The organism is Rhizobium leguminosarum bv. viciae USDA 2370 (genome assembly GCF_002008365.1).
Classification (GTDB): domain Bacteria; phylum Pseudomonadota; class Alphaproteobacteria; order Rhizobiales; family Rhizobiaceae; genus Rhizobium; species Rhizobium leguminosarum.
In genome coordinates, this window is sequence record NZ_MRDL01000025.1 from 247,037 (window position 1) to 260,785 (window position 13,749).

Here is a 13,749-nt window from a genome sequence, read left to right on the forward strand (position 1 = left end):
TCTAAAGCGCGTCGCGCTCAGGTCTTTGTTTTACGCATGTCGCTATCGCAAACCGCTGCACACTTCTGCGCGACATGCTTTAAATTGCGCGGCACGATCCGACGTCAAGATATCAGCCCGGGAATCAGGTGCGATTGCCGGCGAGTTTTTCCGCCAGCGTGTTGACCTGTTCCTGCGCAGTGCGTTCGGCGGGATAGACATCGAGGAAACGCTCCCAAGCCTTCAAGGTCAGCTGGTCGTTGCCGGAATTGCTGAGGATCGCTGCCATGCCGGAGAGCGCGCCGAAATGGCGCGGTTCGAGATCGAGCACACGTTCGATGTCGGACATCGACTTGCGGTAATTGCCCATGACGAAATTCAGCGTGGCGCGGCGGTTCCAGCTTTCGGCATAATCGGGTTTCAGCGCGATCGCCTCATCGAGGAAATCGAGGGCAGCGGGATTGCGCTTTTCCTCGATCGCCTTGTCGGCCCACTGCATCAGCAGATTGACGGTGGCACTGCCGGAATCGTTCCATTCCATGCGGATTTCATTGGCGATGCCGCTGGCCTTGTCGGGGTCGCGTTCACGCTTCAACTGGCTGAAGAGCTGGTCGAGGTGCTGCTTGGGCGAACCGTTGACATCCGTCTGCTCGACGATGACATCCTTTTTCGTCGCGGCAGCCGACTGCTCCGCGGCGGCGGCCGGAAAGGGGGAGGTGAGCAGGATGAGGGCGAGCGGCAGTGCCGCTGACGTCAAAGCAAAAAAGCGCATGGCGGACATATTAGCCCGCCAACGCCGAAGATCAAACAAATTTGACGTGATCGCCGCAGCGACCCACCGGATATATCTGCCGGCGTAACCTGCGCGGCAAGGCGATCCGGACGCGCGAAATCAGCCCTGACGAGCCTTGAAGCGCGGGTTCAGCTTGTTGATGATGTAGATGCGGCCCTTGCGGCGAACCAGACGGTTGTCACGGTGACGAGCCTTGAGCGACTTGAGCGAATTCTTGATCTTCATTTTTCTGATCCGCGATCTCTATGGGGGAATTCACATTCGCCCGTATCTTTAACAATCAAAAGCGCGCCATCGGGCGCGCTGTTTAGGTGGGGGAGCAGATACCTCGTCACCTTTTCCGTGTCAACCACATGAAGGTGTTTTTCCCAAGGCACAAGGGTGTTTTCTCAGGCCAAAACCAGCGATTTCGGCGTCAAGGTGGTGACGTGACCCATCTTGCGGCCGGGGCGCCACTCGGTCTTGCCATAGAGATGAACCAGCGTGTCGGGGCGCCGCAACCAGTCGGGAACGGCAAGGATATCGTCGCCGATCAGGTTCTGCAGGATGCAGTCGGAATGCCGTTCGGCACTGCCGAGCGGCAGGCCGGCGACGGCCCGGATATGCTGCTCGAACTGGCTGACGACGCAGGCGGCTTCCGTCCAGTGACCGGAGTTGTGCACACGCGGCGCCATCTCGTTGGCGATCAGGCCGCCATCGGCCAGCACGAAGAATTCGATGCCGATGACGCCGACGTAGTTCAACGCGGCAAGGATCTTTTCGGCAGATTGGCGCGCCGAGTCCGCCGTCGCTGCAGAGATCGCGGCGGGAACCGTCGAGGTATGGAGGATGCCGTTGCGGTGCACGTTCTCGGCGGGATCGAAGCAGACGACCGTCCCGTCGGTGGCCCGCGCAGCGATGATCGAGACCTCGCGCTCGAAAGCGACGAAACTTTCGAGGATGAGCGGCACGCCGCCGAGTGCGGCATAGGCGCCATCCGGGTTGTCGGCGGCCGAGCGGAAAACCTTCTGGCCCTTGCCGTCATAACCGAGACGCCGGGTCTTCAGCACGCCCTGGCCGCCGAAATCCTTCAGTGCCGTCTCGAGATCGGCCTGGCTGTCGATCGCGTGGAAGCGGGCGGTTGATATGCCGCAGTCATTGAGAAAGCGCTTTTCGACGAGGCGGTCCTGGGCGGCTTCCAGCGCCTTCGGCGGCGGATAAACCGACACGGTCGCCGAGAGCCTTTCGGCGGCCGCGACGGGCACGTTTTCGAATTCGTAGGTGACGACATCGCAGATATCGGCGAGTTCGGCCAGCGCGGCGGGATCGTCGTAGGCGGCGGTAATCTGCCGGTTGGCGAGCTGGGCGGCCGGGCAGTCCGGCTGCGGCTCGAGGATGACCGTGCGAAAATTCAACCGGGCGGCGGCAATCGCCAGCATGCGGCCGAGCTGGCCGCCGCCGATAATGCCGATCGTTCTTGCCGTCATAGGTCGTCCATCGGGTATTCGGCGACGGCAGCACTCTGGCGCTCGCGCCATTCGTCGAGCCGGTCGGCGATTTCTTCGTCGGAAAGGGCAAGCACGGCGGCGGCGAGAAGGGCGGCGTTGACCGCGCCGGCCTTGCCGATGGCAAGCGTGCCCACAGGAATACCTGCCGGCATCTGCACGATGGAAAGGAGGCTGTCCTGGCCGGACAGGGCTTTCGACTGGACCGGCACGCCGAAAACCGGCAGCGGTGTCATCGCGGCGGTCATGCCCGGCAGGTGGGCAGCGCCGCCGGCGCCGGCGATGATGACCTTGAAGCCCTCCGCACGTGCGCCCTTGGCGAAATTGACCAATCGGTCCACTGTGCGGTGCGCCGAAATGATGCGCGCATCATAAGGGATCTCAAGCGCCTCCAGCGTGTCGGCGGCGTTTTTCATGGTCTCCCAGTCGGACTGGCTGCCCATGATGATGGCGACGGGTGGTCTGTCTGTCATCGTTGCTGCTATTCCCTCTCAGGCGATGATGTCAGGGATGATCTGATCTTCCAGCTTGGAGAGCCTGTCCTTGATGACGAGCTTTTTCTTTTTCATACGCTGGATCCGCAGAGCATCGCATCCGGTCTGGATCATGGCGTTGATCGCGGCATCGAAATCCTCGTGCTCCTGACGCAGACGCGCCACCGTGAGCCTGATTTCCGCCTGTTCCTGATCGGCCATATGCATTCCCCGTTACCGTCCCTGGACCTTGTCCGATCTGCCGATGATTTCCGCAAGCTCCTATCACCAAATACAGGTAACGGCTAGTTAGTCTTGATCATGAAATTGCCATCCAGTCTCCATCTTTTGGCCTTCGACAAGCCTTCAAAAATATGTCACAGTCCGGCCGTTGACACCTTGATCCCCGACGATGATGGCCGGGGAGGGTAAAGAGGAAGGAAGGGTCATATGACTGTTCAAGCTCATCTTGAGTCACTCCAGAAAAAGCATGTTGCTCTCGAGGAGGAGTTGCACGCGCTCAGAACATCTCCCTCTATTTCCGATACGGAACTTGCCGAATGCAAGCGCCGCAAGCTGCGCATCAAGGACGAGATTCAGCGTCTTAAGTCATCCGTCCACTAATCTTCCCAAGGGTCGCCGGGCGATCATCTTGCGCAACAAGGTAAATCCATCCATTCCGCCAAAAATTAGCAAGAACCGGTGATTTGACACCAGATTTGCGCCAGTCCGATGCATCCGGCATCGTGGCTGGCGCTTTTGGGTCCGCCACGTCTCACATCGCGTTCTTATGATTCGCATCGTATCCCCAGATCTTATGGGGACCTGCCTCAGGCCCAAAACTGATCCAGCCACAAATTGAGCTTGTCGAAGCCGCGGTTGTTGACCGTATAGATACGTTTGGTGCCTTCCGAGGTCACGGAGACGAGATTGCTGTCGAGTAGCGCCTTCAGATGCTGCGAAACAGCAGGGCGGCTGATCGGCAGGCCCTCGGCGAGCTCATTGACCGTCCGTGGCGCGCGACGCAATTCCTCCAGCAGAAACCGCCGGTTCGGATCGGCAATCGCAGAGAAAGGGTCCGTGTTCGACATGGCAGGAACGCTACGTCAAACCGGCCGCGCCAGCAAGGAAATTGTGCATTGCAGCGTGCCGTGGTTTCCAAAGCGCGTCGCGATCTTTCAGAGTCGCGCCTTGCGCTTTCGGTCTTTGTTTTTACGCCAGTCGTTATCGCAAAACCGCTGCACAGTTTTGCGCGACATGCTTTAGTTGTTTCTACCAGCCAAGGCCCTCGCGCACGATCAGGAAGGCGGCGATCAGCGCCATTGCATACATGAAGGGATAGAAGATCTGTGGCCTCATGCGGCGCACGCACCACGCGCCGGCAATGGTGGCGAGCGGGGCAAAGGGCAGAAGCGTCGCGGAGGTCGCAAGGTTCTGGGTATCGAGCTGGCCGAGTGCAAAATAGGGGATCAGCTTGATGGCGTTGAGGATCGCGAAGAAGCGCACGCTGGTGCCGGTATATTCGCGCGGCTGCAATTTGAGCGGCAGGGCATAGATTTGGAAGGGCGCACCGCCGGCATGGGCGACGAAGCTGCCGTAACCGGAAAATGTCCCCCAGAGGCTGGCAGCCACCGGCCGCTGGCCGCGCGGCGGGATCACCTTGCCGGCGCCGGGGCCGAAATTGTTCCAGAAATAGCGCAGGCAGAAGAGGATGGTCACCGCGCCGATGACGATGCGCAGCATGTTGCCCGGAACCAGGGCCGAGGTCGCCCAGCCCAGCGCGATACCGAAGACGGCGCCCGGCAGCATGATCTTCAGCGTCGCCCAGTCGCCATGTTTGCGCCAGATGACGAGCGAGATCATGTCCATGAAGACCAGGATCGGCAGCAGGATGGCCGCCGCCTCGACCGGTGAGACGACGAGGGCGAGGAAGGGCAAGCCGATCAGCGACAAAGCGTCGCCCATGCCGCCCTTTGCGAGCCCCACCAGCAGAACGGCGGGCACGGCGGCGTAATAGAATGACAAATCCTGCGGCATGCTTTCGACGTCCTCCTCTTGCAAGCCTCGTCTAACGGAACTACTCACACAAAACGAGTGCGGATCCCTCATTTCGAAGGGGAATTCGCCGGAAACGGAAAGACCTCATGACCGAACCGGAAAATCGCTGCCGCCTTGTGCTCATCGTGCCTGATATCGCCGATGCCGATGAACAGGCAAAGATCGTCGCCGATGCGCTGAAGGGCGGCGATGTCGCCTCGGTGATCGTGCCGCAATACGGGCTCGACGACGGCACCTTCCAGAAACATGCCGAAAAGCTGGTGCCATTGATCCAGAATGCTGGAGCAGCCGCGCTGATTGCAGGTGACAGCCGTGTCGCAGGCCGGGCAAAGGCCGATGGCCTGCACCTTTCCAGCAATGCCGAGGCGCTTTCGGAAGCGATCGACAAACATGCGCCGAAGCTGATCGTCGGCGGTGGCAACGCGGCCGACCGGCACCATGCGCTGGAGATCGGCGAAGTCAGGCCGGACTATATCTTCTTCGGCAAGCTCGATGGCGACATCAAGCCGGAGGCGCATCCGAAGAACCTTGCGCTCGGCGAATGGTGGGCCTCGATGATCGAGATTCCCTGCATCGTCATGGGCGGCACTGATCCGGCCTCGGCGCTCGCCGTCGCCGAGACTGGTGCGGAGTTCGTGGCGCTGCGGCTGGCGGTCTTTGGTGAGCCCGGCCGGGCGCCGTCGGTCGTTGCCGAAATCAACGCGTTGCTTGACGAAAAAGCGCCACGGTTTGAGGATTGAAATCGCGCTCATGCCGATCCTGCCCGCCCGCCCTTTGAAATATATCCTTGCCAGCGTGACCGCCCTCGTTGCGGCCGGGCCGAATGTCGCCCTGGCGCAGGCGCCGGACAGCGTCATCAGCCAGCCGGGTACAGCGCCGGCTTCGACCTTCCGCACGGACCGGCCCTCCGCCTCGGACGTCGGGCCCTCCGATGGCGTCGGCGTGTTCGACCGCATGGGTGCGAAGTTGCCGGATCTGCCGCCGGAGAAGGATTACAAGGGGCCGATCGATGAAGCTTACGGCGCCTTCCAACGCGGTTATTACCTGACGGCAATGGACAAGGCGCTGCCGCGCGCCCAGCTGGGCGATCCGGCGGCGCAGACGCTGATCGGCGAAATCCTCTCGCAGGGTCTCGGCGTCAAGAAGGACGTGAAGAATGCTGCCTTCTGGTACGGCAAGGCGGCCGAAGGCGGCGATGCGGCGGCCATGTTCAAATATGCGCTGATCCTGATGGAAGGCGAGGGCGTGCCGCGTGACAAGGTCAAGGCCGACGAGTACATGCACAAGGCGGCCGAGGGCGGCAATCCTTCGGCGGAATTCAACTGGGCGCAGCTTCTCGTCGCCGACAATCCCGGCGAGAAGGGACTGAAGCTCGCCCTGCCGTTCTACGAGAAATCAGCCGAGCAGGGCATTGCCGATTCGCAATATGCCGTAGCGCAGATCTATGCGACGCTGAAGGACCTGCCGGAGGAAAAGAAAAAGCTTGCCCGCGAGTGGATGGCACGTGCAGCGCGCGCCGGTTTCGACACGGCCCAGCTCGATCTCGGCATCTGGCTGGTCAACGGCGTCGGTGGGCCGAAGGATTACGTCAAGGGTTTCGAATGGCTGAAACTTGCCGCCAATGGCGGCAACGTCGTCGCGCAGAACAAGCTCGCCCATCTCTATATCAATGCGATCGGCACGCCGCCCAATCCGGTCGAGGCGGCGAAGTGGTACGTGCTGTCGCGCCGGGCCGGGCTTGCCGATCCGTCGCTCGAGGATTTCTATCTCGGCATTGAGGACGATCAGCAGAAGGCGGCGATCGAGGCCGCCAACAAGTTCCGGCGGCGATAGCGACCGTATCCCAACTTAGAAAAGCGCATCGGCGAAGAGGTCTTCATCGTTTTCGGCTTTGGCGGTCTCGGCCGGGGCGGGGGTGGTGTCCTCGCTTGCCGGGATGATGTCGCGATGAATGTTGCGCTCCTGGACCATCGTGTAGTGCTTGAAGATCTTGCGGTCGAGCGGCGCGATCGTTTCTGCGAGATCGGAGATATCGGCGACCTCAGTGCCGGCGACGCCTTCGAGCAGATCGGCGCAGCCGGCAAGGACTTCACCGAGATCATGCTGGAAATCGAGTTTGCCGATCAGCAGGCTGATCTTGGTGGCGACCTCGCGACCGTTCTCGGCGAGCACCTTCAATTCGTTTTCCATCACGTTGGCTGCAGAGCGGATGTTGCCGACGGCCGACGTCAGGCTTTCTCCCAGGCTGCCGGCTCCGGCATCCGTGGCGGGGGCGACGCGCCCGGCTGCGGCTTCGAGCGCCGGCAGGCCGTTGACGATGGCGTCGGCGGAATCATCGAGCTTGCCGGCGAAGATGCGCAGTTCGGCGGTGACGACGTTGATCGACTTGCCTTCCTCGCCGAGGCGGCTGCAGCGCAGGTTGGTATTCAAAGCCATATAGTGAATGTCGGTCTTGACGGCGCGGATGTTGCCGATCGCTTCGGAGAGCTTGGCGGCCGTGCCGATCGTCGACTGGCTCACCTGATCGGCCTGGCGGCTTGCCGTGTCGACCTGCTTGACGATTTCGTGGGCGGCCGAAACGCTGGATTCCAGCGCGCGCATGAAGTTGCCGCCGGCCTCGCCGCTCTGACCGCTCATCTGATCGCGCAGCTTGAGGATCTCTCGCATGTCGTGGTCGAAACTCGCGATCGTCTTGACGACGTTCTCAGAATCCCGCTGGAAATTTGCGCACATGTCGCTCATCTGCGCTGCGGTCAGGTGGTGAATGACGTTCTGGAGGCGCTGGCGCGCGCCGGCGTCGAGGCTGGCGCCATCCTCGCCGGCAAAGAAATCCTCAAGCAGCGAAAAGGTGGCCTGCACATGCTCGATACGCTGGCGGGTGATATCGCCGATCTGCAGGGCAGACAGCGTCGAGGCGACCTTGCTCTGGACGGCGCGCGCAATCGCGCCGACCTCGCGGGCGATGACGCCGAGATCCTTGCGATGTTCGGCGATCTTGGCGGCATCATCGCGCAGGGCTCCGGCGACGGCCGGAACGGTATCGGCATAACCCTTGGAAACGCTGGCGCCAAAGGAGGTGGCGAGCTTGACCTCCTTATCGAGACTGTCGAGATGCGTGGCGAAACGGTTGACCTCATCGGTGCCGGAATAGATGCGCTCCAGGATCTCCTGGGCGAAGCCGGCGAATTCGGCAAGGCCGGCACCGGTGATCTTCACAGTCACGGCGAAGGTTCTGAGATAACGCATCGTCTCCTGCATGTCGGAGACGTGCTTGCGCAGCTCCCTGCCGGTATGCGCCAGCGAGACGAGCGCCTGCTGGCGGTTTTCCTCGGTGACCGGCAGCGCCGTCAAGCTCTCGACCGTGGCGCGAAGATCGGCGCTGGTGTCGCTCGCATCCTTGTTGTCGAGCGTCGTGGTGACACTCTCGAGCGAGTTCAACAGACGGTTGAGGACATCCATCACCGACAACAGCACGGTGCCGCCTTCGAGGAACCGTTCCTCGACTTGGCCGCGGGCGGATTCCAGGGTCTGGCTGATGTCCCGTCCTGATGTGGAGGCTGCAGCGTTCGGTGATACCAGAGCGTGTGCCACTTTTATACCTTTTCTTAAAATCCAGGCAATTCAACTCTATTTTTACGGGCAGGATGGAAACGTCCGGTAAACGCGCCGGACTCGCCAGCGTTGTGATTAACGAAAGATGTCGATGGCGTGTCGCTGAAAGCCTAACGCTCGACTTGATGATTCAACATATTGTTTTTATTTTATTTATTTCTAAATTTTGAGAAAAAAATACAACTTATCCCGGATGAGAATTGGGAGTCGCGGAACGCGCTAGACGGCAGTTTCCTACAACCGCTGTTTACCCTGCATTAACGCTGCCGTGAGAGTCCTTTTAGGGTCGTCAAGTATTTTCTGGCCCAGGAGGCTGCATTGGATACTCAGAAACAATATTACGAATCTATAAATTTGCCGGACGTGCTCAGCATTCGTAACGTGAGCGAACTATATTCCAAGTTTAATGATGCATTTCATAGTCGCGATACAATCATCGTCAGCATTCCAGAAGGTGCGGAAGCGGATCTGAGTTTCGTTCAACTTATCGAATCCTCGCGCCACCAAGCAAAATCCAAGGGAAAGACGTTCAAGCTTTCTTCGCCGGCCAATGGATCGGTCTTGAAGGTACTTGAGCGCGCAGGTTTCATCGAATCCTTCGATCAAGAAGACGCAAATTTCTGGTTGCATAAAGAGGTGACGTTATGAGTGCAAATATCCTGACCGTCGACGATTCCGCCAGCATTCGTTTGACCACCAAGGTCACGCTGACCAATGCCGGCTATAGCGTCACCGAGGCGGTCAATGGGGCAGAGGGCCTCGCGACCGCCAAGGGCAGCAGCTTCGATCTGATCGTGACCGATCTCAACATGCCTGTCATGGACGGGCTGACGATGATCGAGGAACTGCGCAAGCTGCCGGCGCAGGCCGGCGTTCCGATCATCTTCCTGACGACGGAATCGGACGCCGATCTCAAGGCGCGCGCCAAGGCCGCCGGCGCGACGGGCTGGCTGACCAAGCCGTTCGACCCGGAAAGTCTGGTGAAGATCGTGAAGAAGGTTCTCGGACGATGAGTACACTCGATCCGGTCGCCGTATTCCGCACGGAAGCTGCCGAATGCCTCGAAGCGATCGAGGCCGGTCTTCTCGACCTGACCCACCAGCTCGACAACAAGGATCTGGTCGACGCCGTGTTCCGCGGGCTCCACACGCTCAAGGGCTCCGGCGCGATGTTCGGTTTCGAGGCGCTCGCCGCCTTCACCCATCATTGCGAAACAGCCTTCGACCGCGTCCGCAAGGGCGAGGTCGCGGCGACCAGTGAACTCGTCGCCGCCGTTCTCGCCGCCCAGGACCATATGCGTGCCCTCGTCGACCAGCCGGATGCCGATCACGGCGATACCGGGAATAAGCTTCTGGCGCAGCTGCAGGCTGCCGTCGGTGGCAAGCAAGCGGCGGCTGCAGCAGCGCCCGCCGCTGTTCCCCCGCCCGCGGCCGTGCTCGACGCACCGGCGAAGATGAAGAACAGCTGGCGCATCCGCTTCAGCCTGCCCGCCAATTCGATGGCCAACGGCACCAACCCGCTCGGCCTGCTGGACGAGCTGCGCGATCTCGGCGAATGCAGCGTGCGCGCCAACACCTCGGCCATTCCGGCCCTCGACGATCTGGTTCCGACGGAGCTCCATATTTCCTGGGACGTGACGCTGACCAGCGAGCAGGATCGTTCAGCGATCGACGACGTTTTCATCTTTGTGCTCGATGACATGGAACTCAGCGTCGAGGAGATCAGTGATACGGCAGCGGCAACCGCCGCTCCGGTCGAGGAAAGGGCTGCCCCTGTCCCCGTCGCCGCAACATCGACCGCCGTCCCGGAATTCCGTCCAGTCGAGGCGGTTCCCGCCAAGCGCGAGGCGCCCGCCGTCGTCAGCCAGGCAAAGGCGGCCGAGAATGTCCGCGTTCCGGCCGAACGTCTCGATGAGCTGATGGACCGCGTCGGCGAGCTCGTCATCGCGCAGTCGCGCCTCAGCCAGCTCGCCAGCGCCAGCACCGATATCGCGCTGCGTTCCGTTTCGGAAGAAATCGAACGCCTGTCCGGCGAATTGCGCGACACGATGATGGTGCTGCGCATGGTGCCGGTCGCCACCCTCTTCTCCCGCTTCCGCCGCCTCGTCCACGATCTCGCCCGCGAGACCGGCAAGGTGATCGAGCTGGTGACGGAGGGCGAGAGCACCGAAGTCGACAAGACGGTCATCGAGCGTCTGGCCGATCCGCTGGTGCATCTGGTGCGCAACTCGATTGATCATGGCCTCGAAACGCCCGCCGAACGGCTTGCCTCCGGCAAGACCGAAGCCGGGACGGTGACGCTTTCGGCCCGCCAGGCCGGCGGCGAGGTGATCATCTCGATCAAGGACGACGGCCGCGGCATCAATCGTGAACGGGTTCGCGCCAAGGCCGAATCCTCCGGCCTTATCCAGCCCGGCCAGCCGCTTTCCGACTCAGAGCTGCTGCAGCTGATCTTCGCCCCCGGCTTCTCGACGGCAGCAGCTATCACCAATCTGTCCGGCCGCGGCGTCGGCATGGACGTGGTCAAGAAGACGGTCGAAGCCCTCCGCGGCGCAATCGACATCGTCAGCATGCCGGGACAGGGTTCGGAAGTGTCGCTGCGCATCCCGCTGACGCTCGCCATCATCGACGGCCTGCTGGTGCGCGTCGGTTCCGGCCGCTACGTCATCCCACTTTCGGCGGTCGAGGAATGCCTCGAACTGTCGCTCGAGGAAGATCTCCGCTCGCGCGGCCGCAGCTTCATCTCGCTGCGCGACAGCCTGGTGCCGTTCCTGCGCCTGCGCGACCTCTTCCGCACCGGCACCAAGCCCGATGTGCATCAGAAGGTCGTCGTCATCTCGACCGGCACGGAGCGCGTCGGCCTCGTCGTTGACCAGATCATCGGCGACCACCAGACGGTCATCAAGTCGATGTCGAAGCTGCACAATAACGTCGCGACCTTCTCGGGCGCCACCATTCTCGGCGACGGCAGCGTCGCTCTCATTCTCGACGTCGGGCACCTGGTTGCCGCGGGTCAACAACAGGAGGCGCAATTGCGTGTAGCAGGATGAGCGCAACAGCAGCAACGGCCGAACGATTCGACAATCACTGGAGCTATGCCGAGGAAGTCGAGGTCCTGACCTTTGATCTCAATGGCGAAACCTTCGCACTTGAAGCGGTCATCGTCCAGGAGATCCTGGACCTGCTTCCTGAGACCGCGGTGCCGGGCAGCCAGCCCTTCGTCGCCAGCGTCATCAACTTTCGCGGCAAGGTCATTCCGCTCGCCGATCTGCGTCTCGCCTTCGGGATGGAAGCAGCAGAGGCGACGATCGACAGCCGCATCATCGTCATCGAGATCGATCTGCAGGGCGAGCAGACGCTCGTCGGCCTCAGAACCGACAAGGTGAACGAGGTGACGACGCTTGCAAAGTCCGCGAGCGAGGCACCGCCGAGCATCGGCATGCGCTGGCGCGCCGACTACATCAACTGCCTGGTGAAGAGGGGCGGAGAATTCATCATTCTCCCTAATCTGCAGGCGATTTTTTCATCGAGGCACGACGCGGCGGGAGCCGCTAATTGACGCTGGATGAATTCAACGAGGGGTTTGGGGACCATGCGACTGACAATCAAGACGAAACTGGTGACCGCGTTCACCTTCATCATTGTAATGCTCGTGGGCACTGCCGCCTACGGTGTCTTCAGCCTTGGATCGCTGAACGACACGATCGATAAGCTTCTCGCCGGCCCGGCAGCCCGCCTGGATTTCGCGCAGCAGATCAACATCGCTCAGCTCGAGGCGATCCGCCAGCAGAAGAACCTGCTCACCGCCCGCAGCGCAGACGAGACGGCCGGGGCAATCGCCAAGGGCAATCAGGCTCGCAAGGAATTCGCCGACGCCTTCAGCCAGGTGTTGGCGCTGGCAACGGAAGAAGGCAAGGCGCGTTGGGCCCGCATCGCCGAACTTTCCAAGACCTTCAATGGAGCCGACGATCAGATCCGCGAATATGTGAAGGCCGGCAATGCCGAAGGCGCAAATGCCATCTCCGTCACGACGGCGCGCGCCGCTGCCAACGACATCGACTCGACGCTCAGCGAGATCCTGGCACTTGAAAAGCAGCGCATGAAGGCTGCTGACGACGGCGCCGAAGCGCAATACACGACGACGCGCACAATGATGGTTGCGGTCGCCGCGGTCGCCCTGCTGATTGCTGCCTTTACCGCCTTCTGGATCGCCAGCACGATCAGCAAGGGCCTCAGCCGTGCCAACACCGTGGTTCGCGAAGTGTCGGAAGGCGATCTGACAAAGATGGCCGATATCACCAGCCATGACGAAATCGGCGAACTTCTAGGCAACGTCAACACGATGATCGAACGCCTGCGCGGCGTCGTCGCCGACGCACTGTCGGCCGCCGAAAACGTCTCTTCCGGCAGCCAGCAGCTTTCGGCAAGCTCGGAACAGGTCTCGCAGGGTGCTACCGAACAGGCGGCGTCGGCCGAAGAGGCTTCCGCCTCGATGGAAGAGATGGCCGCCAACATCAAGCAGAACGCCGACAATGCGGCGCAGACCGAAAAAATCGCCCGCCAGTCGGCCAAGGATGCGGAAGCCAGCGGTGAAGCGGTGACGCGCGCCGTCGACGCTATGCGCACGATCGCCCAGAAGATCGGCATCGTCCAGGAAATCGCCCGCCAGACCGATCTACTCGCCCTCAACGCCGCCGTCGAAGCGGCACGCGCCGGCGAGCACGGCAAGGGTTTTGCGGTCGTCGCTTCGGAGGTGCGCAAACTTGCCGAACGCAGCCAATCGGCTGCTGCCGAAATCAGCTCGATGTCGAGCGACACGGTCAAGGCTGCCGCCGATGCCGGCGACATGCTCGGCCGGCTGGTGCCCGACATCCGCAAGACTGCCGAACTGGTCTCCGAGATCAGCGCCGCCTGCCGCGAACAGGATATCGGCGCCTCGCAGATCAATGAAGCGATCCAGCAGCTCGACAAGGTGACGCAGCAGAACGCCGGCGCCTCCGAGCAGATGTCGGCGACCTCCGAGGAACTCGCCTCCCAGGCCGAAGAGCTGCAGACGTCGATCGCCTTCTTCAAGGTCGATACGGCAGGCAGCGCGCGGTCCGGCGCCAACAAAGCGCAGCCAAAAGCTTCCGCCAAGGTGAAGGCCCCGGCCGCTGTCCGCAAGGCTGCCCCGCAGGCCCATAGCCAAGGCCGCGCCCAGACGATTTCGGCTCAGCAGCAGCGTCTCAAAGGCTTTGCTCTCGATATGTCGATGGGTGGTCCGGATGCCAGCGATGACGATTTCAGGGAGAGCGCATAAGCGCTCCCCGGGGGAAGCGCTTATGCGCCTTCGCCTCAAACTGATCCCTCGG

General features: G+C 61.5%; 16 protein-coding genes. 8 read left to right on the top strand and 8 right to left on the bottom strand.

Going from position 1 to position 13,749, the window contains the following annotated elements; translation table 11 throughout:
• Positions 1–124: 124 nt before the first annotated feature.
• The 5 genes from BS629_RS12160 to BS629_RS12180 all read right to left on the bottom strand — a co-directional run bounded on the left by BS629_RS12160 (position 125) and on the right by BS629_RS12180 (position 2,951).
• The gene (locus tag BS629_RS12160) at positions 125–760 is read right to left on the bottom strand and encodes a tetratricopeptide repeat protein (protein WP_018243502.1); all 636 of its coding nucleotides are present in this window, start codon (positions 758–760) and stop codon (positions 125–127) included.
• Positions 761–871: 111 nt separating this feature from the next.
• A complete protein-coding gene (gene ykgO, locus BS629_RS12165) occupies positions 872–997 on the bottom strand; it encodes a type B 50S ribosomal protein L36 (protein ID WP_003566454.1) in 126 nt (41 codons plus the stop codon).
• Between the two features lie 164 nt (positions 998–1,161).
• On the bottom strand, positions 1,162–2,238 hold the full coding sequence (locus BS629_RS12170; RefSeq protein WP_018243501.1) for a 5-(carboxyamino)imidazole ribonucleotide synthase: 1,077 nt from the start codon (positions 2,236–2,238) through the stop codon (positions 1,162–1,164).
• The gene (gene purE / locus BS629_RS12175; protein ID WP_011653459.1) at positions 2,235–2,729 is read right to left on the bottom strand and encodes a 5-(carboxyamino)imidazole ribonucleotide mutase; all 495 of its coding nucleotides are present in this window, start codon (positions 2,727–2,729) and stop codon (positions 2,235–2,237) included. Before purE ends, BS629_RS12170 begins: the two co-directional genes overlap by 4 nt.
• 18 nt (positions 2,730–2,747) lie before the next feature.
• Positions 2,748–2,951, bottom strand: coding sequence for a YdcH family protein (locus tag BS629_RS12180; protein ID WP_017968168.1), 204 nt, complete (start codon positions 2,949–2,951; stop codon positions 2,748–2,750).
• A gap of 228 nt (positions 2,952–3,179) precedes the next feature.
• Here BS629_RS12180 and BS629_RS12185 point away from each other — a divergent pair, with 228 nt between their 5' ends.
• Positions 3,180–3,353 carry a YdcH family protein gene (locus BS629_RS12185; RefSeq protein ID WP_003542831.1) on the top strand — a complete coding sequence of 58 codons (174 nt, stop codon included), beginning with the start codon at positions 3,180–3,182 and terminating at the stop codon, positions 3,351–3,353.
• Positions 3,354–3,559: 206 nt separating this feature from the next.
• Here BS629_RS12185 and BS629_RS12190 read toward each other — a convergent pair whose 3' ends face one another.
• Positions 3,560–3,820 carry an ArsR/SmtB family transcription factor gene (locus BS629_RS12190; RefSeq protein WP_003542830.1) on the bottom strand — a complete coding sequence of 87 codons (261 nt, stop codon included), beginning with the start codon at positions 3,818–3,820 and terminating at the stop codon, positions 3,560–3,562.
• Positions 3,821–4,001: 181 nt separating this feature from the next.
• Positions 4,002–4,766 carry a sulfite exporter TauE/SafE family protein gene (locus BS629_RS12195; protein WP_018243500.1) on the bottom strand — a complete coding sequence of 255 codons (765 nt, stop codon included), beginning with the start codon at positions 4,764–4,766 and terminating at the stop codon, positions 4,002–4,004.
• Positions 4,767–4,873: 107 nt separating this feature from the next.
• On the opposite strand from BS629_RS12195, the gene BS629_RS12200 reads away from it, so the two are divergent.
• Both BS629_RS12200 and BS629_RS12205 read left to right on the top strand, forming a co-directional pair.
• Positions 4,874–5,527, top strand: a complete 654-nt coding sequence (locus BS629_RS12200) for a thiamine phosphate synthase (protein WP_018243499.1) — start codon at positions 4,874–4,876, stop codon at positions 5,525–5,527.
• A 10-nt stretch (positions 5,528–5,537) separates the two neighbouring features.
• Positions 5,538–6,620, top strand: a complete 1,083-nt coding sequence (locus tag BS629_RS12205; protein WP_018243498.1) for a tetratricopeptide repeat protein — start codon at positions 5,538–5,540, stop codon at positions 6,618–6,620.
• A gap of 15 nt (positions 6,621–6,635) precedes the next feature.
• Here the strand turns inward: BS629_RS12205 and BS629_RS12210 are convergent, their stop codons facing one another.
• On the bottom strand, positions 6,636–8,378 hold the full coding sequence (locus BS629_RS12210; protein ID WP_018243497.1) for a hypothetical protein: 1,743 nt from the start codon (positions 8,376–8,378) through the stop codon (positions 6,636–6,638).
• Between the two features lie 339 nt (positions 8,379–8,717).
• On the opposite strand from BS629_RS12210, the gene BS629_RS12215 reads away from it, so the two are divergent.
• From BS629_RS12215 to BS629_RS12235, 5 genes are read left to right on the top strand one after another with little or no spacing between them, the layout of a single operon-like run.
• Positions 8,718–9,047 carry an STAS domain-containing protein gene (locus tag BS629_RS12215; protein ID WP_018243496.1) on the top strand — a complete coding sequence of 110 codons (330 nt, stop codon included), beginning with the start codon at positions 8,718–8,720 and terminating at the stop codon, positions 9,045–9,047.
• Positions 9,044–9,412: a response regulator gene (locus BS629_RS12220; protein WP_003552634.1), complete on the top strand. Its 369-nt coding sequence runs from the start codon at positions 9,044–9,046 to the stop codon at positions 9,410–9,412. Before BS629_RS12215 ends, BS629_RS12220 begins: the two co-directional genes overlap by 4 nt.
• Positions 9,409–11,448 carry a chemotaxis protein CheA gene (locus tag BS629_RS12225; RefSeq protein ID WP_018243495.1) on the top strand — a complete coding sequence of 680 codons (2,040 nt, stop codon included), beginning with the start codon at positions 9,409–9,411 and terminating at the stop codon, positions 11,446–11,448. The genes BS629_RS12220 and BS629_RS12225 overlap by 4 nt, the downstream gene beginning before the upstream one ends.
• On the top strand, positions 11,445–11,957 hold the full coding sequence (locus BS629_RS12230) for a chemotaxis protein CheW (RefSeq protein WP_018243494.1): 513 nt from the start codon (positions 11,445–11,447) through the stop codon (positions 11,955–11,957). The genes BS629_RS12225 and BS629_RS12230 overlap by 4 nt, the downstream gene beginning before the upstream one ends.
• Positions 11,958–11,990: 33 nt before the next feature.
• Complete coding sequence (locus tag BS629_RS12235) at positions 11,991–13,697, top strand: methyl-accepting chemotaxis protein (RefSeq protein ID WP_018243493.1); 1,707 nt, start codon at positions 11,991–11,993, stop codon at positions 13,695–13,697.
• Positions 13,698–13,749 lie beyond the last annotated feature (52 nt).

What these genes read in the sequence shown, in the direction of transcription:
- BS629_RS12160 (WP_018243502.1), bottom strand. Translation starts at nt 760, where the DNA reads ATGTCCGCCATGCGCTTTTTTGCTTTGACGTCAGCGGCACTGCCGCTC.
- ykgO (WP_003566454.1), bottom strand. Translation starts at nt 997, where the DNA reads ATGAAGATCAAGAATTCGCTCAAGTCGCTCAAGGCTCGTCACCGTGAC.
- BS629_RS12170 (WP_018243501.1), bottom strand. Translation starts at nt 2,238, where the DNA reads ATGACGGCAAGAACGATCGGCATTATCGGCGGCGGCCAGCTCGGCCGC.
- purE (WP_011653459.1), bottom strand. Translation starts at nt 2,729, where the DNA reads ATGACAGACAGACCACCCGTCGCCATCATCATGGGCAGCCAGTCCGAC.
- BS629_RS12180 (WP_017968168.1), bottom strand. Translation starts at nt 2,951, where the DNA reads ATGGCCGATCAGGAACAGGCGGAAATCAGGCTCACGGTGGCGCGTCTG.
- BS629_RS12185 (WP_003542831.1), top strand. Translation starts at nt 3,180, where the DNA reads ATGACTGTTCAAGCTCATCTTGAGTCACTCCAGAAAAAGCATGTTGCT.
- BS629_RS12190 (WP_003542830.1), bottom strand. Translation starts at nt 3,820, where the DNA reads ATGTCGAACACGGACCCTTTCTCTGCGATTGCCGATCCGAACCGGCGG.
- BS629_RS12195 (WP_018243500.1), bottom strand. Translation starts at nt 4,766, where the DNA reads ATGCCGCAGGATTTGTCATTCTATTACGCCGCCGTGCCCGCCGTTCTG.
- BS629_RS12200 (WP_018243499.1), top strand. Translation starts at nt 4,874, where the DNA reads ATGACCGAACCGGAAAATCGCTGCCGCCTTGTGCTCATCGTGCCTGAT.
- BS629_RS12205 (WP_018243498.1), top strand. Translation starts at nt 5,538, where the DNA reads ATGCCGATCCTGCCCGCCCGCCCTTTGAAATATATCCTTGCCAGCGTG.
- BS629_RS12220 (WP_003552634.1), top strand. Translation starts at nt 9,044, where the DNA reads ATGAGTGCAAATATCCTGACCGTCGACGATTCCGCCAGCATTCGTTTG.
- BS629_RS12225 (WP_018243495.1), top strand. Translation starts at nt 9,409, where the DNA reads ATGAGTACACTCGATCCGGTCGCCGTATTCCGCACGGAAGCTGCCGAA.
- BS629_RS12230 (WP_018243494.1), top strand. Translation starts at nt 11,445, where the DNA reads ATGAGCGCAACAGCAGCAACGGCCGAACGATTCGACAATCACTGGAGC.
- BS629_RS12235 (WP_018243493.1), top strand. Translation starts at nt 11,991, where the DNA reads ATGCGACTGACAATCAAGACGAAACTGGTGACCGCGTTCACCTTCATC.